Below are 18,300 nucleotides of genomic sequence, written 5' to 3' on the forward strand. Positions count from 1 at the left end.
TGGTTCCGGCGCGGTCGTCTTGTCATGGTCTTCTCCTCGCTCGCAGCATCATGCTGCTGTTGCGCGGAAAATCCACTTATCCCGGATGTTCAGTTTTCCGGAACCGTCTCTGGAGGCAAGGAAAGCAATTCAAGCGCCAGTCCAACCTCAAAGCTGATTGGCTAATCTTCGTTGTTTCTTGAAAAGCGCAACAGTGCTTCCGCCTGTTCCAAAACAAGTTTAACGGCGTCCTCTGAAAGATCAGGCGGATAACCATACTTCTTCAGGATGCGCTTCACTAGGACGCGCATCCTGGCCCGCGCGCTTTCCCTTTTGTGCCAATCGACCGTCGCGTTCTGCCGCAGTTGCTCCAACAGCTCATGGGCGATTAGCCGAAGCTTGTCATCGCCTAGAACCGCGATTGCGCTCTCGTTCTGGGCCAAGGCGTCGTAGAAGACGACTTCCTCGCCCGAAAGCCCCGTCTCTTCACCGCGCTTGCGTGCGGCCTGCAAGTCTTTCGCAAGCGCAATCAGTTCGTTGATCATTTCCACTGCCGAGATGGCGTTGGAATGGTATCGGGCAACTGCTTCTTCCAACCGTTTCGAGAATGCGCGGCTCTCCACCACGTTGGTTTGAAGGCGGCTCTTGATTTCGCCGTTAAGAAGTTTCTTCAAGGCTTCCAGTGCCAGGTTCTTGCGTTCCATCCCTTGCAGCTCTGCAAGAAAATCGTCGGACAAGATGGAAATGTCCAGGCTTTCGATACCGGCAGCGCGCAATACATCGATAATCTCAGTCGAGGCGACGGCACGGTCGATGAGCTGCTGAACGGCGAAAGCGCGGTCTGACCCAGAAATCGCCCCCTTTGCTGTCGATTTCGCAATGGCGGCTCGGACAGTTTGGAAGAAACCGACCTCATCGCGAATGGTCGTGGCTTCGTCACTTGCAGAAGCCAGTGCGTAGGCCTTTGTCAGCGAAAGAACCAAGTCTTGATAGGCGCGGTGGGCCTGTTTGCGGGCTTCGTCGTTCGATGCCTTTCCGGCTTGTGTTTCTTGCCATCTGAGCACCCAATCTATTGCAGCGGCGAGTGCTTGGAGCCGCTCCTGGGGCGTACCGACCAAGCCGCCCGAAAAGTCATGCCCGTGGAAGACCGACTTCACCCGCTGGAACGCCTCAAGCATGACGGCGACAGCTTCGTCTTCAGGGATGCCTGTCTTCTCTTGATCGTTCGGGCTGTAGTCCTTGAGGGCGTTTTTCAGGTTTTGTAGGATTCCGATATAGTCAACGATCAAGCCGCCGGGCTTGTCTCGGAATACTCGGTTCACGCGCGCAATGGCCTGCATGAGGCCATGGCCTCGCATCGGCTTATCCACGTACATTGTGTTCATGGACGGCGCGTCAAAACCTGTCAGCCACATGTCGCGAACGATTACCAGTTTAAGTGAATCGTTCGGATCGCGGGCGCGCTTTGCAATCAGGTCGCGCCGCCGCTTGTTCCCGATATGCTGCTGCCAGTTCAACGGGTCTGACGCAGCTCCGGTCATGACGATCTTGACGGCACCTGTCGCATCATCTTCAGAATGCCATTCCGGGCGGAGCGTGACGATTTCATCGTATAGCTCAACGCAAATGCGCCGGCTCATGCAAACCGCCATGGCCTTCCCGTCCAAAGCCTGAAGGCGCGCTTCAAGGTGTTCGACAAGATCAGCCGCGACAAGGCTAAGGCGCTTCTCCGCACCGACGAGCGCCTCGACGGTTGCCCACTTCGCCTTGAATTTCTCGGCTTCCGTCAGCGTGTCGTCTTCAACCAGCGCTTCGACTTCGGCATCGATCTTGGGCTTCTCATCCTCGTCCAGTTCGATGCGTGCCAAACGGCTTTCATAGTAGATGGGGACGGTGGCTCCGTCTTCGACCGCACGGGAAATGTCGTAGACGTCGATATAGTCGCCGAAGATCGCGGGCGTGTTGCGATCCGCGCCCTCAACCGGTGTGCCGGTGAAGCCAATGAACGAGGCGTTCGGAAGGGCTTGGCGGATGTAGTGCGCATAGCCATAGCGCCGAATGCCGGTCTTCGTGTCGAGCTTCGCGTCGAGGCCATACTGGGTGCGATGTGCTTCGTCAGCGATGACGATCACGTTCCGCCGGTCAGTCAGAAGCGGAAAGTTCTCTTCCGAGCCTCCGGGCAGGAATTTCTGAACGGTCGTGAAAATCACGCCCCCGGCTGACCGTTCCAGAAGTCGCTTCAGGTCATCGCGGTTGTCGGCCTGTTCCGGCTTCTGGCGGATCAGGTCGCGGCACAGATTGAAGGTTCCGAAGAGCTGATCGTCTAGATCATTCCGGTCCGTCAGGATGACCAGTGTCGGGTTCTGCAGTTCAGCAGAGCGAACAGCGAGGCCCGCAAAGAACGCCATGAGGAAGCTCTTGCCCGAGCCTTGCGTGTGCCATATCACGCCAATTTTGCGGTCACCGTACGGGCTGGAAGCATTAATCGCCTCCCGGACTGCTTTCTGCGCGCCATGAAACTGGTGATAGCCTGCGATGATCTTGAAGGGTCCGTCTCCGCGATCTCCGAAGACGGTGAAATCACGGATGAGTGTCAGGAAGCGGCTACGTTCGAAGACGCCCTTCAACAGCGTGTCAAGTTCCGGGGTGCCGGGTGGGGCATAGTCGTCACCTTCCACGGTGCGCCACGGCATGTAGCGCTCTTCCTGCGCTGTCAGCGAACCGATACGCGCCTTGATCCCGTCCGATGTCGCTAGCACCGCATTGGTGCGAAACAGCGATGGGATGTCGCGCTTGTAGGTTTCGATCTGGTTGAACGCGGCTGTCAGTGTCGCGTTCTCGCTTCCGGGATTTTTCAGTTCCAGAACCGCTAGAGGCAGGCCGTTGACGAATAGAACAAGGTCCGGGCGGCGGTTCTTGCGTCCTTCAATCAGGGTGAGTTGGTTGACTACCAGCCAGTCGTTGGCGTCCACATTCTCGAAGTCGATCAGCCAGACCTTTTCTCCGACGATCCGGTCGCCCGCCCGGTATTCGACGGTCACCCCTTCGGTGATCAGTGCATGGGTGCGCCGGTTTTCCTCGACAGCGTCAATGGTCTGGCTCACCAGTACCTGACGGATCGCTTCCGCCCGGACCTCTTCAGGGATGTGCGGGTTGATACGTTCCACCCACATTTCTAGCCGCTTCACCAGTACCGGATCAGAGTAGGACGGGCGCTGAGGCGATGCGCCATCCGGCGCAATGACGCTACCATGCAAATAGTTCCAGCCAAGGGATTTGAGCCTCTCAATGCCGGCCAGTTCGACGGTGTCTTCGGAGAAGCCCATCATGACAGCACCAATCCGCGCTTCAGCGACAAGCGGTCCTGAAACTCGTGGGGGATGTCATCCCAATGCTCGACAAGAAGGTCGACAAGTTGTTCGCCGTTAACCAAGCCGATCCGGGGAAATCCGTTCTCCAAAGCAACGTCAAAGGCCGAACGCTGAAAATCGACAGTGGTTATGAATGCGCCTTGCCCGCCGAAGGGTATGGCAGTTCTAAGAGATTTGACCGTATTGGCGCTGATCTTGGTGCCCAGCTTGTAGCGCTTGGCCTGCACGAAAATCCTGATCTTGGCGAGGTTGGACACGTTCAACTCACCGGTTGCGTCGACGCCACCGTCACCGGTCTTTCCCACAACTTCCGATCCTTCGAAGCCCAGTGCCGTCAGAAGATGACCGACTAGGATTTCGAACTCCTTGTCGTCCAGCTTCAGCACCTGTTCGAGCACCGCGTTCGTGGGATCGTAGGGCTTGGCCTTGCTCGGTGGTATCTCGCCCTCCCGCCCGACAAGCCGTAGAACCTCTTCGACCTGCGAAACCGAGAACACAGTCAGCGACGAGCGCATCGTGTTTTGCAGCGGGACCGAAAGCCCGGACCGCAGCAACGGTTCGGCCTGCCACTTGATGTTGCGGCGGTGCATGTAAGGGCAGGCGGGATCGTTCGGCTCGAAACGATAGCCTTCCGCGACGATACCGTGATGCAGAAGCTCGGTGTTGTTGTCCGGGGTGATGACAATGTCGCCCGGCTGAATTTCGAGAAGGAAGCGGGCGATCTGGCCGACTTGCTGGCCGATCACGATGTTGCTGGTGTCCTGCGGATAGGCCTCGCGGTAGAGAAGATGGATGTCATCGCGGCTTTTGCAGTCTGCCAGGCTCTTGTCCTCGATCCAGCCAATCGCGGTATAGCCGCCCTTGAGGAACGCCTGCGCGTATTTCCCGAACTCGGCGCGGACACACCACACGTTAATCATCAAGCCTGCCCTCCGATTGCGGTTCAGCAAGCCCGTGCTGGGTGCGATACTCCTTGGCGTAGAAATCAACGATGGCGTTCACGGCTGCATCACGCCGCGACTCTGGGAAGCCAAGCGCATTCATCAAGCGGCGGATGCGAACCGTGACTTCCTTCTGTCCGCTCACATGGACCGGCCAGTCGAGCGACGCATACTCCTCGTAGGTCTTCGCCACGCGCCCAGCCCATTCTTTGATCGTGGTTTCCGCGATGCCGTCATCTTCAACGATGAGCGCTTTGATGATTTCCTCAACGGAGTCTGCCGCGCCCACAACGGCAAGGACCGGTCCATAATCGACCGGCTTGGATACAGTGGTCTTTGCCTCGACCGATTTCTTGGCTGCCTCTTCCCGTCGCGCTTCCGCAATCTCGCGCCGCAGCCAGTCGTTGCAGTATTCCGATGCCCCTGATGGGTCGGGAAAAAGGTTCGCATGATGAATGTTCATGCGGCGCAGCATGGAGAGGCAGGCGAGCCGTCCCTGATTGGGAATGTGCACCTTGTAGATGTAACGCGCGATCTGTCTCGGATTGTCCGGGTCAACCGCGCCGCTCTCAATCACCGCGTCGATGATGGCCGAAACGAGGTTGTCGTCGCCGGATGGGGTGACGGTGAATAGGCCCGCTTGGTTGACGAGCCGTGCGTTCTCCCCAAGCGCGGGTTCAAAGAACAGTTCCGGCAGCAGCTCCTCGATCAGGCCTCGGTTCAGAGTGAACACCGCGCGGCCGTCGTTGGCTTTCTCCGCCGGGTCGTCCTCTTGCGCGAAGGCAAAGAACAGGGCGACGAAGGGGGACTCGGTCCAGTCGAGCAGCGGCGTTGCAAGGCCGAAATGCTGACCAAAGGCCCAGACTTCGTTCTCATCGTTGCCGTTCATGTCTGTGCCGCGCCCGCGCATGGCAAGTTGGAAGCGGTTCAGAAGCCTGCGGGACACATCGGTGGGAATGGCGCCACCGCCGAACTCACGGGTGAGGGTCGCGGCGATCTGCCAGTCAAACCGGCGCTGGCCGCGATAGATGCGCTCGCCCGCGCCAAGGTGCTCGTGCTCGGTTTCGATCAGGCGTTCGAAGCTCTGCCAGTCATCGACACGACAGACCGGAACGCGGCCATCGATATTGTTGTTCTGAAGATCAAAGTCCGGCCAGAGCGGCAAGCGCTTGTAATAGGGACCTGACGGAGTTGGGCTTTCCTCGGTCATGCATCAGCCCCTTCGACCATCGCGTCAGCATCCCGCACGCGCACCGCGCCGGACATCAGCTTGGGCAAGAGGTAGTCGCGGGTTTCGGCGAGGGTGCGGTTTTCGTCAGTTTTTGTTCTGATAAGAGCGTCAATCGGCGAAACGAAGTCATCAAAAGCGGCAGCGGCTGTTTGGTCCGCGCCGTATATTTTCAAGGCCTTGAACTGGTTCTGGTTGATCGAACCGAACACCGTTCCGTCCTTGTCATAGGAAGCCAGTTCCTCGCGAAGATGCAGCCCGGCGTAGTAGGTAAATGATGCGAGGTTCTTTCGGTGCATGAATGCCCCTACACCGCGTCCAATACAGCATTGTTCCCATGCTCTGTTGATGTCACCCACTGGCGCGCGAACGCTTACCAAGGTCCAATCCGCAGGCGAAACTCTCGTGGGGGCGGAGCAATAGACGCGTCTTGTCGGGAAGCGCCATCCGAAGTCTCTTCGCCCCTGATAGAAGGGCAGGCCATTGCCCGTTTCATTGTAGGTATCGCCTGGGGGCGACTGCCCCATCGTTACATCGAAGTCTTGGCCAATCTCGCGTTCGGCCCACCCATCCGGCAAACCATCCTCACTGAAGCTGTCGGGAAAGAGAGCGGCGAGGGGGGCGGCTTTGGCGGGGTCGGGGATCAGCCGCCGAGGATGGCGACGGGGTCGGTTGCGCCCTCCGCCTTGCGGCGGGTGGGGCCGAAGGTGACGAACCAATCCTTGAAAATCGCCTGCGCCAAAGCCTCCAGCGTCTCATTCATCCGCTGATTCAACTCGATCTTGTCGTCGAGGGCGGAGAGGATCGAGGCTATATCGTCCTGCTCGGGTCTTTCCGGAACCAATAAAGGAAGAGGCGCTATGTGGTTTCGGTTCAACGAAGGCTGAGCACTCCCGGCAGCATGGCTGGCCAAGTCTAGGGTTGAAAGTAGGTAGTAGGCGAAGCGAGGGTTGTTGCCTTGAAAGTCTTTGACGAACAGGCACGTGTTGTGCGGCCAATAGTCCTCCTGGACATAGACGACCGTTCCAGCGGAGGCGCCGCTTCGCCCAACCGTAACGCCCGGTCCTTTGGCCTTTGCAACATCGTGATAGCCGGTAATCCCAAAGGAGCCGACGACAGGGATATTTCCCTCGCCACGGCTATCGGTAGGAAGATCATGTCCCCGCTGAAGCGAAACAAACTCGCCTAGTGTTTTCTTGGACCAATCCTTCATCGAGTGACTAGCCGCGCAAAGTTTGCCGCAATCTGCTTCTCAAGGTCGTGGCTACTGGAGAATTGCGCTACAAGTTGCTCTTGGAGATGCGCAATCCGCTCCTCAAACGGCACCCCGTCATCCTCGGCATCCTCGGTCCCGACATAGCGGCCCGGTGTCAGCACATAGCCGTGCTTTGCGACCTCTTCGGTGCGCGCCGATTTGCAGAAGCCCGGCACGTCCTCGTATCCGCCGTCGCGGTTGCGCCAGCTGTGATAGGTGCCCGCGATCTTCTCGATATCCTCCGGCGTGAACTCGCGCCGCGTGCGGTCGACCATCACGCCCATCTTGCGCGCGTCGATGAACAGAAACTCGCCGCGCCGGTCCCTATGCCCATTGGCGCTTTTGTCCTTGGCCAGAAACCAAAGGCAGGCGGGGATTTGGGTTGAATAGAACAGCTGGCCGGGCAGGGCGACCATGCAATCGACCGCGTCCCCATCCACCATCCGCTTGCGCATCTCGCCCTCGCCCGACTGCTGCGAGGACATGGAGCCATTGGCCAGCACCACCCCCGCCGTGCCGCGCGGGGCAAGGTGGTGGTAGATGTGCGACAGCCATGCATAGTTTGCGTTGCCCTGCGGCGGCGTGCCGAAGGCGTCCCAGCGGATATCCTCGGCCAGATTTTCGCGCCACCAGTCCGACACGTTGAAGGGCGGGTTGGCGAGGATGTAGTCGAAATAGGTATTCGAGAACTCGTCGCGGATGAACGAGCCTTCGTTGTTCCAGCGGATGTCGGCGTCGATCCCGCGCACGGCAAGGTTCATCTTGCACAGCTTCCATGTGGTGTGGTTGCGCTCTTGCCCGTAGATCGAAATCTGCCGCTTGGCCTCTTCGACGTGGCGCTGGTCGGAGTGGTCTTCGATGAACTTTTCCGACTGCACGAACATGCCGCCCGACCCGCAGCAGGGGTCATAGACGCGGCCCCGGTAGGGTTCCAGCATCTCGACCATGACGCGCACGACCGAGCGGGGGGTGAAGAACTCGCCGCCGCGCCGCCCCTCGGCCCCGGCAAAGCCCGACAGGAAATATTCGTAGGCCCGGCCCAGCAGGTCGCGCGACTTCTCCCCCTCGGTGTGCATGGTGACGTCCGAGAAGAGCATCACAAGGTCGCCGATCATCGTCTTGTCGAGCGCGGGGCGGCCATAGTCTCTTGGGCAGGACGCCTTTGAGCGTGGTCGCGTTAGCCTTTTCGATGGCCTCCATCGCTGCATCGATCAGCCCGCCGATGTCGACCTTCTTCTTGTTGCCGGTGACGGGGTCGGTGATTTCCAGATCGCGGGCGCGGGCTTGTCCTTGAGGTAGGACCAACGGGCGATTTCAGGCACTCAGAAGACGCGGGCAGCGGTGTATTCCTCGGGATCGTCCGGGTCGGCATATTCCTCCTGCTCCAGCTTGGCGCGCTGCGCTTCGAAGGCTTCGGAGATGTATTTCAGGAAGATGAGGCCAAGCGCGACGTGCTTGTATTCGGAGGGTTCAAGATTGCCCCTGAGCTTGTCTGCGGCCTTAAACAGGTCCGCCTCGAACTGAAGGTCGCCATTTGCTCGTTCGTTTGACATATTGTTTTTCCGAAGTTTTCTTCTCTCAACCAATAGTCGAGCGGCCTTGGCCTGTGAAGTCCAGCGATGAAGGATATGACGCACTTTCGCGTTCAAGGGTAAGCGTTGCAACCGGCCCCCTCGGAGCAGCCTTTCCTTCGCAGTCTCACCATTCTACATTGGCGCTATGCGCCAATGCAGCGGTTCCAATTTCAATCGTTTATGATGGCATTTTAGCACAGGGTGTGGCCTTGGGCTTTTGTTGGTTGCCGCCTCAATTGAAGCGTTTGCGAACACATTTTTGCCTCCATTGATCACATTTCGACCGAAGAGTGGTTTAGTCAAATTGGAGGCTGAATGTTGCTGTTTTCGGCCCAGAGGCCAGTTCCGACTAGGTGCAATCCTTGACAAGACACAGCTCGTTATTCATGGTTTGTTCGTAAATTGGTACAAATATGATTGGCGAGGAGCCTATGAGCCGCAAGTCGCCCAATTTGACGTTGAGTATGCCAAGATGCCGCCACTGTGGCCGCCATTGGCGACCGGCTCACGGCGTAGTGTCGGATTTATCATATTGCAGTAAGTGCACGAAGGAGCGGCAGGAAATAGCTAGATCAAAGCTAGGCCTGAAGCCTGTCACTGCTACGGAGCTAACCGGTCGCTTCCTATTACCTCGTCGGTTTAGAACAGGCTAGGCGTCAAAAAACTCCTCAAGTCCCCTTTCAGCTTCAAGCCGTCCGACCACACCTTCCGACCCCGCCAAGCGCATTTTTCGCCCCTTGCCGGTCGGCTCGCTCCACGCCTCCCATTGGTGCCTTCTTGGGGACAAACGTTTCCATTCGACGACAACACGTCGAGTGCCCTTCAATTGTTCCCACCGTACGGCGTCCTTGTCGACTGTGACTTCCCAAACTGGCGATGTCGGGACATTCGCCAATGCCTTAAGAGCTTGAGCAGCGTTCTGGTAGCGGGCCTTCTCATCGTCATTCAGCATCTTGCGTACCACTCGCCTCCAAGCCTTGGGGACGTGCGGAAGCCAACGGAGACTTTTAGCGAAGCCACCATTCTTGATAAGGTCCCGTGGGTCAGGAGACTCCTCGTACCAAGTCTTTCCGTGAAGAAGTCGGTATAAGGTCATCCCTAAGGCCCAAAGGTCCGATTTGGCACTAGTCCCCTTGCCCTGCCAAACCTCGTAGGCAATATGATCGCTGTAGCCAGCTTGCGATGCGTAGCCCAGCACGAGATCGTCTGTTACGAGGCCAAAATCGCTGATCTGGGCTTCGGATTTCCCATTGAGTAGAATGTTGGCGGGTTTGATGTCCCTGTGTACCATTCCCCGAGCGTGCATCGCACCTAGGCCCATAAGGACCTCGGTGCCGATTTTTCGCACTGCGGCCAAGGTCATTGGCCCTTTTTCGAAGAACGCCTGCAACGAACCGTTGGGGCAGAAGGCCATACAAATGTAGACGCTATCGCCGTCTGTCGCTTCAACGACGTGATGAACCTGAACCACGTTTCGGTGGCTGGCCTTTGCAAGGTTTTTTGCCTCGGCTAGGTACCCGGCTTTGTAGGACGGCCAAATGGCGTCATTGTGGAACCATTCCCGCTTCAAAACCTTTACCGCAACTTCGCCATGTGCCGGGTCATCACCACGGAAAACTTCACCGAACGCACCGTTGCCGAGCCTAGCGCCCACCTTCAAATCTGAGACATAGTCAGCCATTATGAATTCCTCGCTGCGATGAGAAGCATCGCAGTTTCGCGGCTCATTTTGCGCAAGTCTCCTCCTGCAGTCTTTTCAGACCAGAATGCGTCGTCCCCAACGTACTCGTCCACTTTTCGTTCGCCGTAGGTTCTGCTGATCAGTGCTTTCGACAGTGCTCGCACTGGGCACTGTGAAGCTGCCGCTGCAATGACCACGCCTCGAACCTCGGCACTGAGTAAAAAACCAAGCGTCGCAGACCCCTTCCCCGCAACCGCGCTGGCCTTCACAATCACGGCCTCGATGTTGTTCTCTTTAATGTAGTCGGCACACTGCTGGTGCAGAACATTATAAGCAGCCGCTCGGTCACCTTTTTGCACCCTCCAAGTGTCGTCAGAAAAAATTACAATGGGAGCGTCTTCGTCATCAGGGATTTCAGCATCGACAACCAAGACCGTGTCTTTAGTGGCGCTAAGGCCCAACCAACGATTTGCCATTCAATTTTACCGTGTTTTGCAAGACTGCCTGGTTCACCGTCTAACACAAACGCTCGGCCGTGAGAAACCATTTAACATCAGATGCCTGAAGCCTAGTTACAGACGACTGCTTCGCCGTTTGTGTCCGCAGGTTGTCAACGAGCAAGTGTCCCATAGGGTTTATCATTTCTCTTGCGGAGGGTGCCGTTCTTTACCTTTAATTTGACCGCCAATGTAGAACTCCGAAGGCGCGTTCCAGGGCAGCAGCTTGTCGTACTCGCTACGAGGTAGTTTCGCCGCGATCTGATCCAGCACCCAATTCAGATAGGGTTCGACATTTACTCCGTTGAGCTTGCAGGTCTCTACGATGGAGGACAGAATCCCCCACGCCTCTGCACCTTCATCGCTGCCCATGAACAGCGCGTTCTTGCGCAGCAAGATCGACGGCTTGAACATGCGCTCGACCGCGTTGGTGTCGAGATCAATACGCCCGTCATCAACGAAGAGAACCAAGTCCAGCCAATGCTTCTGCGCATAGTTGATCGCCTTCGCCATCCTGTTTTTCTTCAGATGACGGCCTGAACACTCATCTAGGAATGCCTTTAGGCGAGCAAGTATGACGGCACTGTACTTCCGCCGGTGTGTTTCCCGAACGAGGGGCGGCTTGCCCCTAATCTTTTCTTCCTCGGCGTAGAGTTCGGCGATCAGCCGGATTACAATTCTGGCGTCCTCGGTCTTGTTGAACTCGTATTCATCCGTGAAGTGCCGACGCGTGTGTGCCCAGCACTTGGGAGAGATGATGCGTTCCACGGTCGTTCCTGCTCGTCCCAATTGCCCGTAGCCTGCGTAGGCATCTGTTTGAACGATTGCAGCGACGCCACTGAGCAGTTCGTGTATTTTGTACATCGCCCTCGTTTTGCTGGGGCAGTACAAAACGATGGGTGGAAGGTTGCCGCCAAAGGACCGATCATCGCGATGCAGTGCGAACAGATAACTCGTGCTGGTTTTGCCCTTGCCCGGTGCGAGCATAGGTACAGTTGTTTCATCCATGAACAGACGCGCACTGTTCTGCTGCAGTTCTGACTTGAGCAGTTCGTAGATGGGCAGAAGGGCCTGAGTGGCAACACGGTTTGACCATTTCATCAAGGTGCTGCGATTTACGTCAACGCCGTTTGCCTTGTGAATGTTCTCCTGTCGATACCACGGCAACTGCCAGCCGAAGCGCATTGTTATCGCGCTGGCAAGAACGCCGTTGCTCATCGTCGTCTGGGGAAAAACTCGGGGGATGTAAGGCGTGCCAATCACTTTGTTCGCCACGCGGCAACGGTATCTCGGATACTGGCGCACGGCCACGTAATAACGCGCCGGGATCACCTCGAGTGTTTCGTTGAGGTCATATCCGCGTATCGAGCCTCCGCATCCGCAGGGGCACTTTCTGTCGGGCGTTCCCATGTAGATTTCGCGCCTCTCGAGGTGTCTCGGAAATTCGCGTTTGCCGCGCCCGTTTTGATTTCGAGGAGCCGCTGGCTTTGGGGTAGTACTATCGTCGCGCAAGTTGTTCCTACGGTTCTGCGAGGGGTTTTCTGGCTTACCTTCCGGAGTTGAAGGGCGTTTTTTGTCTTCATCCATTTTGGAGTGTCCCTTGTCTGGATTGTGGTCTGAATTCGCGCCAAATACCTTTTTCTTGAGATCGGCGACTTGCCCTTCCAGTTCCCTTATCCTCGCGTCCTTGATGCGTAAGAGCGCTTTTGCCTTGTTCGACTCGGCGCGGAGGGCGGCCTTCTCGGACTCTTGCTCACGCCACAGGGCTTCAGTTCGCTCCGAGAAGTACGAGCCTTCAAGCCCCGCCAATGCGGCCATGTCAGCCAGTAGGCTTACAATCGTGTCGTCCATGTCGTGAAGCGCAGCAAAAGACTGCGCCCTCCAGCAAAATCCAAGAGCGAAAACACTCACTCAAGCTCGTGGGAACTCGGGCGGGAGGTTGGATTGCTGCGGCGAACCCATTTCACAATAGAAAAAACGACATGCCTCTGAAAATATTCGAAAAATGAAATGCTTCTATTGCGCGATCACATTGCGTGCAATTCAAGATTTCAAAATTACCTTTAAGAACAGCGTGTTAATCCCGCAGAAGGCGGCTGGTTTTGGGCCAAATACACGCTTTGGTTGCTCCACCTTGAATGCGATTCGGCGGAACAGCCATAGAATTGAAGCCCAGTACGCCACTGGCAATCCAACACGGTGAACCCCTCTCACCTGATTTTCGGGTGGTGGTAATTGGCGGTCTCGACACGTCTCCAGTCCAGCCCCTCGAACAAGGCTTCAAACTGCGCCTTGGTCATGGAAATGGTGCCCTCGTTCAGCTTGGGCCAAACGAATCCCGCTCCCTCAATGCGTTTGTAGACCAGAACGAGACCAGTCCCATCCCACATCAGTATCTTGATTTTGTCTCGCCCTTTGGACCTGAAAACGAAGAAAGCCCCTGAGAGCGGATCGAGGTCGAAATTGCTGAGAACATAATTGGCGAGCCCGTCCATCCCCTTTCGAAAATCGACAGGGGTGGTGGCTAAGTAAATCTTGTAGGTGTTTGACGGCGCAATCATTGGAGTTGCCCCGCGACCTGAACGAGTTTCACAAGATCACTTTGGGAAATCCCCAGAGGGAACTCGATAGTGACACGTCCACAGAGAATACGCCCAAATCCTGTTTGGGTGCTGCGGGCCGGTGCAGGCGGTTCGACTGGAGGTGCCTCACCCTCGATGTTCAAAGCAGCAAATGCCGGGCCTTCGACTTGGATTTTTTCACCTCGGCTGCGCCGATCTGCCACCGACCACTTGCGGACGAGGCATTCATGCGCGCCGATCTCTGCAGCTACATCACCGGCTGACTGACCTTCTTCTCGGATGCGACGCGCGGCTTCCCATTTCAATTCGTTGGGCCAGATGTTCTTTCCAGATGCTGACTTGCGAATTGTGAAACCCCAGACCTCGTATTCCGCCATTCCGACCTCCTGCTAAGTACCGGGGGCCTGAATACCATTTGGAGCACCAGCAGGTTTAGGGGGCAACGAGGGGGCTAGATGCAACGCTTACGTTCAAGGCGGCCGGACCAAGCGCGTACCATGTAACGGTTCTGGAGCAGATACCCAAATGATACCCACAGCGAAACAGTGCCGCGGCAACCGACGCGGAACGCCATCCAAATCATTGTTATAATTTGGTTTTAGTGGTGCCCGGGGGCGGAATCGAACCACCGACACGAGGATTTTCAATCCACTGCTCTACCCCTGAGCTACCCGGGCACGGGAACGGCTTCTGCCGCTGGGTGGAGGCCTTCTAGGACGTGGCTGAGGCGGTGTCCAGAGGCTTTTTCAAGTTTTTTCAGTGCCGCAGCTTGGCCTGAGTTTCGGCCTCATCATCAAGGGCTTCGTCTTCCTCTTCAGACGAAGACGGGATCGCATAGGAGCCATTCAACCACTTGGCCAGATCAAGATCGGCGCAGCGTTTCGAGCAGAAGGGACGATAGGCGGGAACGGTTTCGGACCCGCAGATCGGGCAACTCATGACAGCGCCTCCGACACCGGCACCCGACCGCGCTTGCGTTGCAGTTCGTAATGACCCAACGGGGTCCAGCCCGCCAGGGTCGTCTCTTCGCTATCGGCCTTCAACGCGGCCCGCAGGGCGGCTTCGAACCCGCGCCTGTCCTTCTTGGCCATGGGCGCCAGATCCAGCGTGATCTGGCCGCCCAGGCCCCGCACGCGCAGGGCGCGCGGCAGCAGTTTCGCGCAGGCGAAATTTGCCTTTTGCCCTGCCGCCAGCGAGGTATCGCTGCCGGTATTCACATCCACCGCCACCAGCGCGCGGGTGGGCTGGATATAGAGGTGGCCACCGCCCGGCAGTGGCTCGGCAATGCCGCGCACCCGCTCCAGCGCGTCGAGCACGCCATGATCCTCGAACCCGCCCGCCTCGGTCACAACTTCGGCCGGATCGGTCCAGTCGCGCCAGGCCAGAACATGCGGGCCGTCACCTTCGATCAGGGTCTCGCAACCCTTGCCATCGTCCTCCAGCACCTGCCGGGCCTGAGAGATCATCGCCTCGATATCCTCGGCAATCACCTCGGCCGCGACCTCTGCACAAGACGAGCGCAGGATCAGGCCAAAGCCATGGCCCTCCATCACATCATGCGCGATTTCCAACAGGCGGTCACGCTCGGCTTCGTCGCGGATGCTGCGCGACAGGTTCAGCCCCGGCGCATCGGGCGTGACGATGGCATGGCGGCTCTTGAACAACAGCTTGGATGTGACCGGGAGTGCCTTGCCCGGCTCGGGATACCCGGTCACCTGAACAAGCAGATGCGTGCCGGGGGCCAGCCCCTTGATCTGGCGCAGAAAGGCCGGGCCATCGGGGGTGGTCAGGAACATGCCGCCCTGCCCCTTGACCGGTCGATCGGCGCGGGCGCGATAGATGGTGCCGGGTGGTGGCGCGTCGCCAGCGATCAGGAAATCGTCCAGCTGGCCATCGACCATCAGCGCCGCAGCCTCGCGTCCGGCGATATGATCCAGTACGATGGTGCGGCCTTTCATGTGTCACCTTTGAACTTGGGGTGCCCCGCGGCGGCCAGAAGGGCGGCGGTTTCCGCCAGCGGCAGGCCGACGATGGCGCTGAACGAACCCGAGATCCAGGGAATGAACGCGCCAGCCGGGCCCTGAATGGCATAAGCCCCGGCCTTGCCCTTCCAATCGTCAGTGGCGAGATACCGGTTCACTTCGGGATCCGAGAGCCGCTTGACCTTGACCTGGCTTACCACGTCCCGCTCCCACAGACGGCCACCGCATCGCACCGCCACAGCGGTGATCACGCGATGCCGGCGCCCGGACAGCGCATGCAGGAACTCGGCCGCCTCTCCCGCGTCTGCCGGTTTGCCCAGGATACGACGGCCAAGCGCGACGGTGGTATCGGCGCACAGAACGATATCGTCCGGCCCGGCCTCGACGGCGGCCACCTTCTCACGACTGATGCGGGTGCAATAGGCGCGGGGCAGTTCGCCCTTGGCCGGGGTCTCGTCGATCTCGGGTGGGCGCACCGCATCCGGCGTGATGCCAAGCTGCGCCAGCAGGTCCAGCCGCCTTGGGCTGCCCGATCCGAGAATGAACGCCATGCGAAAGGCGTTACTTGAAGCGGTAGTTGATCCGACCCTTGGTCAGATCATAGGGGGTCATCTCGACCTGCACCTTGTCGCCAGCCAGAACACGGATGCGGTTCTTGCGCATCTTGCCTGCCGTATGCGCGATGATCTCATGGCCGTTTTCAAGCTCGACCCGGAACGTCGCATTGGGCAGGAGTTCCTTCACGACACCGGGAAATTCGAGCGTATCTTCCTTGGCCATGTTGTCTCCATTATTGCGTTTAGCCCGCGGAATCCGCAGGCACTGGCGCTTAAATGCGCTCATTTCCCCCCTAATTCAAGGGTGCTTTTGCACGCAGGCAAGAGTTTGTGACCGAACCGACCCGCCTGTCCTGTTCGACCCAATGGCTACGGTTCAGGACACCGCCATCGGCGCGCACATGGGCGATGGCCGACAAGTCGACCTCGGCATAGGTCCAGCCAGGCCGGTTCATCTGTCCTTCGGCCAGAATACCGGTACCGGGAAAGCCCTTGTCAGGCGGGCCGAATATGCCGCCCATGCCGGTATTGCGGTCCACCGCGTCAGACCAGTCGTTGTCACCCACAAGCGAGGCCATGGCGGTCACGCACTGGTTTTCCAGCGCCCGTGCCATCGCACCGATCCGCACGCGGCTGTATCCCGCCAATGCCTCGGTGCAGGACGGGACAAGCAGGATATCGGCCTCGCTCAAAGCCCGGCCCAACAGCGGGAATTCGCTGTCATAACAGATCAAAACGCCGATCCTGCCCAGAGCGGTGTCGAACAGTTTCAGCGGCCCGCCGGGTGCTATGTCCCAATCCTCGCGCTCGAACCGTGTCATGATCTGCTTGTCCTGATGGTCACGTCCTCCGGCGGGCGTGTAAAGTTCCGCCCGGTTCACCGGACGACCTGCACCGGGATCAACCGGCGCTGACGCACCCAGGATATGCACGCCATGTTCGGCGGCCAGTTTCAAATGCAGGGCAGCGGCGTCTTCCATCCGCTCACTGACCGCGCGGATCGACCCTTCGAGATCGGCAGCGACCGCAGGCCCGGCCAACGTGCTCAGCTCCATGGCGCCGTATTCGGGAAAGACCAGCAGATCGGCCCCTTGTCCGGCGGCCTCGGATACCCAATGGGCCAGCTTGTCCTCGTATTGCGCCCAGCTGTCGAGCCAGTCGAGCGGATAGGCGGCGGTGGCGATTTTCATCTGCGGTCTCTCCAAGGGCGGGATCAGAGATCCCTGAGCCAGAATTGCAGCGGCTTGTCGGTCTCGTGGTCCTGATCCAGATCTTTCCAGCTGAAATGCGCCACGGCTCCGGGCAGTTTCTCGTACCCCCGCGCGCGCCAGAACGCATCGAGCGGGCGATAGGTGTCGGGCTTCAGCGGGTGATCGGCGGGGCGCTGCACGCCGCAAAAGGCGCATTTGGCGAAACCCAGCGCGTGGGCATGGCCCTCGCGCAGGTCAAAGAACCGGTGCCCGACACCATGGCCGCGATACTCGGGCAACAGCACGGATTCGGCGCAATAAAACACCTCCTCCAGTGTCAGGCCGGTACCCTCAAAGGCAGCACCGAAATCATCGGCATGATCGGCCAGCGGCATGCCGGTCGAGGCGCCGATCAGCCGATCACCATCAAAGGCGCCAACCACGATGGCCCGATCACTGTTGCGATAGGCCTGCAGATACTTCCGCTCATAGTCCAGGTCACCGTCGTAAAGATAGGGCCAGGCGCGGAACACCGCGATCCGCAGCCGGGCCACATCGTCCAGCGCGGCGTCCAGCGCCGCGCCGGTCAGCGCCCGGACCTCGGTCACCTCAGCCATTCGAGACCTGTTTCACCCAATCGGCCAGGTTGTAGAACGTCGTCACGCGCGAGATCTTGTCACCCGTCAGCGTAAAAAACGACCCCGCCGGCAGACGATAGGTCTGGCCATGCGCCTCGGGCAGGCCGGAATCGGTTTGCAGATAGGTCCCGTTGACGATGAACTCCGCCGCCGCGCGGGTGCCGCCCTCGGCCTCGAACACGACGATGTCGGTCAACAGCTCTTTGTAGCAGCGGTTCATGTGGGCGCAGAAATCGGCGAATTTCTCTTTGCCGACACGGATTTGGCCCTCGTTCACGTGATGGGCCACATCCTCGGACAGGCAGTCCAGCATGCCCTGCACATCGCCCGCGTTGAAGGCGTCGAAATAGCGTTTGACGGTCTCGCTCATGATCTCTCCGTTGGCTCTCCCCAGCGCTCTTTCAGATGTTTGATGATCTGATCGCGGGTCTGACGATAGTGGTGTAGCTTCTCCGCCCGCGTCTCGCCCAGTCCGGTAGGGTCCATAATTGGCCAATATTCGACATCGAGGTGAAAAAAACGGGTCAGTTCCAGCGCCCGACGCTGGCTGGCCGGCGACAGCGCCACCACCAGATCGAAAGAGCTGAGGTCGTCACCCCATTCCTGCATCATGTCGAAGGATCGCGACCGGTGACGCGCCAGTTCGACGTCGATCTCCTGACAGACGGCGATACAGAACCCGTCGATTTCCATGTCGTTATGAACACCGGCGGATTGCACATAGGTGCCGGTGCCATAGAATTTCTTCATGATGCCTTCCGCCATGGGCGAGCGGACCGCGTTGTGGTCGCAGCAAAACAGGACCGACTGCGGAAGCGGGTGCAC

20 protein-coding genes and 1 tRNA gene are annotated in these 18,300 nt (G+C 58.5%); all 21 read right to left on the minus strand.

Annotated features, from left to right (window positions below):
* Positions 1 to 161: 161 nt before the first annotated feature.
* The 21 genes from AC2FNY_RS15365 to AC2FNY_RS15465 all read right to left on the minus strand — a co-directional run bounded on the left by AC2FNY_RS15365 (position 162) and on the right by AC2FNY_RS15465 (position 18,300).
* Positions 162 to 3,308: a type I restriction endonuclease subunit R gene (locus AC2FNY_RS15365; protein ID WP_496802986.1), complete on the minus strand. Its 3,147-nt coding sequence runs from the start codon at positions 3,306 to 3,308 to the stop codon at positions 162 to 164.
* Positions 3,305 to 4,300 (minus strand): restriction endonuclease, encoded by a 996-nt coding sequence (locus tag AC2FNY_RS15370; protein ID WP_496802987.1) that lies wholly within the window; start codon positions 4,298 to 4,300, stop codon positions 3,305 to 3,307. Before AC2FNY_RS15370 ends, AC2FNY_RS15365 begins: the two co-directional genes overlap by 4 nt.
* Positions 4,263 to 5,501 (minus strand): FRG domain-containing protein, encoded by a 1,239-nt coding sequence (locus tag AC2FNY_RS15375; RefSeq protein WP_496802988.1) that lies wholly within the window; start codon positions 5,499 to 5,501, stop codon positions 4,263 to 4,265. Before AC2FNY_RS15375 ends, AC2FNY_RS15370 begins: the two co-directional genes overlap by 38 nt.
* Entirely contained in the window at positions 5,498 to 5,818 is a 321-nt protein-coding gene (locus tag AC2FNY_RS15380; RefSeq protein ID WP_496802989.1) for a restriction endonuclease subunit S domain-containing protein, read from the minus strand. The genes AC2FNY_RS15375 and AC2FNY_RS15380 overlap by 4 nt, the downstream gene beginning before the upstream one ends.
* A gap of 344 nt (positions 5,819 to 6,162) precedes the next feature.
* The gene (locus AC2FNY_RS15385) at positions 6,163 to 6,732 is read right to left on the minus strand and encodes a restriction endonuclease subunit S (protein ID WP_496802990.1); all 570 of its coding nucleotides are present in this window, start codon (positions 6,730 to 6,732) and stop codon (positions 6,163 to 6,165) included.
* On the minus strand, positions 6,729 to 7,889 hold the full coding sequence (locus tag AC2FNY_RS15390; RefSeq protein WP_496802991.1) for an N-6 DNA methylase family protein: 1,161 nt from the start codon (positions 7,887 to 7,889) through the stop codon (positions 6,729 to 6,731). Before AC2FNY_RS15390 ends, AC2FNY_RS15385 begins: the two co-directional genes overlap by 4 nt.
* Positions 7,890 to 8,096: 207 nt before the next feature.
* A complete protein-coding gene (locus tag AC2FNY_RS15395) occupies positions 8,097 to 8,327 on the minus strand; it encodes a type I restriction-modification system subunit M N-terminal domain-containing protein (protein ID WP_496802992.1) in 231 nt (76 codons plus the stop codon).
* A 670-nt stretch (positions 8,328 to 8,997) separates the two neighbouring features.
* Positions 8,998 to 10,029 carry a serine/threonine-protein kinase gene (locus AC2FNY_RS15400; RefSeq protein ID WP_496802993.1) on the minus strand — a complete coding sequence of 344 codons (1,032 nt, stop codon included), beginning with the start codon at positions 10,027 to 10,029 and terminating at the stop codon, positions 8,998 to 9,000.
* Positions 10,029 to 10,505, minus strand: coding sequence for a hypothetical protein (locus AC2FNY_RS15405; RefSeq protein WP_496802994.1), 477 nt, complete (start codon positions 10,503 to 10,505; stop codon positions 10,029 to 10,031). The genes AC2FNY_RS15400 and AC2FNY_RS15405 overlap by 1 nt, the downstream gene beginning before the upstream one ends.
* A gap of 162 nt (positions 10,506 to 10,667) precedes the next feature.
* On the minus strand, positions 10,668 to 12,377 hold the full coding sequence (tnpC, locus tag AC2FNY_RS15410; protein WP_496802995.1) for an IS66 family transposase: 1,710 nt from the start codon (positions 12,375 to 12,377) through the stop codon (positions 10,668 to 10,670).
* Between the two features lie 359 nt (positions 12,378 to 12,736).
* Positions 12,737 to 13,087 (minus strand): IS66 family insertion sequence element accessory protein TnpB, encoded by a 351-nt coding sequence (tnpB, locus tag AC2FNY_RS15415; RefSeq protein WP_496802996.1) that lies wholly within the window; start codon positions 13,085 to 13,087, stop codon positions 12,737 to 12,739.
* Positions 13,084 to 13,485 (minus strand): hypothetical protein, encoded by a 402-nt coding sequence (locus AC2FNY_RS15420; RefSeq protein ID WP_496802997.1) that lies wholly within the window; start codon positions 13,483 to 13,485, stop codon positions 13,084 to 13,086. Before AC2FNY_RS15420 ends, tnpB begins: the two co-directional genes overlap by 4 nt.
* A 225-nt stretch (positions 13,486 to 13,710) precedes the next feature.
* Positions 13,711 to 13,785: transfer RNA gene (locus AC2FNY_RS15425), tRNA-Phe, on the minus strand.
* Between the two features lie 79 nt (positions 13,786 to 13,864).
* Complete coding sequence (locus AC2FNY_RS15430; protein ID WP_234140119.1) at positions 13,865 to 14,047, minus strand: DNA gyrase inhibitor YacG; 183 nt, start codon at positions 14,045 to 14,047, stop codon at positions 13,865 to 13,867.
* On the minus strand, positions 14,044 to 15,066 hold the full coding sequence (locus AC2FNY_RS15435) for a ribonuclease E/G (protein ID WP_496802998.1): 1,023 nt from the start codon (positions 15,064 to 15,066) through the stop codon (positions 14,044 to 14,046). The genes AC2FNY_RS15430 and AC2FNY_RS15435 overlap by 4 nt, the downstream gene beginning before the upstream one ends.
* Complete coding sequence (locus AC2FNY_RS15440; protein WP_234140121.1) at positions 15,063 to 15,641, minus strand: nucleoside triphosphate pyrophosphatase; 579 nt, start codon at positions 15,639 to 15,641, stop codon at positions 15,063 to 15,065. Before AC2FNY_RS15440 ends, AC2FNY_RS15435 begins: the two co-directional genes overlap by 4 nt.
* Before the next feature lie 10 nt (positions 15,642 to 15,651).
* Positions 15,652 to 15,870, minus strand: a complete 219-nt coding sequence (gene infA, locus AC2FNY_RS15445) for a translation initiation factor IF-1 (protein ID WP_005978431.1) — start codon at positions 15,868 to 15,870, stop codon at positions 15,652 to 15,654.
* A 70-nt stretch (positions 15,871 to 15,940) separates the two neighbouring features.
* Entirely contained in the window at positions 15,941 to 16,837 is an 897-nt protein-coding gene (locus AC2FNY_RS15450; RefSeq protein WP_496802999.1) for a carbon-nitrogen hydrolase family protein, read from the minus strand.
* A gap of 23 nt (positions 16,838 to 16,860) precedes the next feature.
* Positions 16,861 to 17,454: a GNAT family N-acetyltransferase gene (locus tag AC2FNY_RS15455; protein ID WP_496803000.1), complete on the minus strand. Its 594-nt coding sequence runs from the start codon at positions 17,452 to 17,454 to the stop codon at positions 16,861 to 16,863.
* Complete coding sequence (locus AC2FNY_RS15460) at positions 17,447 to 17,845, minus strand: ketosteroid isomerase-related protein (protein ID WP_234140124.1); 399 nt, start codon at positions 17,843 to 17,845, stop codon at positions 17,447 to 17,449. The genes AC2FNY_RS15455 and AC2FNY_RS15460 overlap by 8 nt, the downstream gene beginning before the upstream one ends.
* Positions 17,842 to 18,300, minus strand: a complete 459-nt coding sequence (locus AC2FNY_RS15465; RefSeq protein WP_144084117.1) for an arsenate-mycothiol transferase ArsC — start codon at positions 18,298 to 18,300, stop codon at positions 17,842 to 17,844. Before AC2FNY_RS15465 ends, AC2FNY_RS15460 begins: the two co-directional genes overlap by 4 nt.

Source organism: Ruegeria sp. BHSC223 (assembly GCF_059613025.1).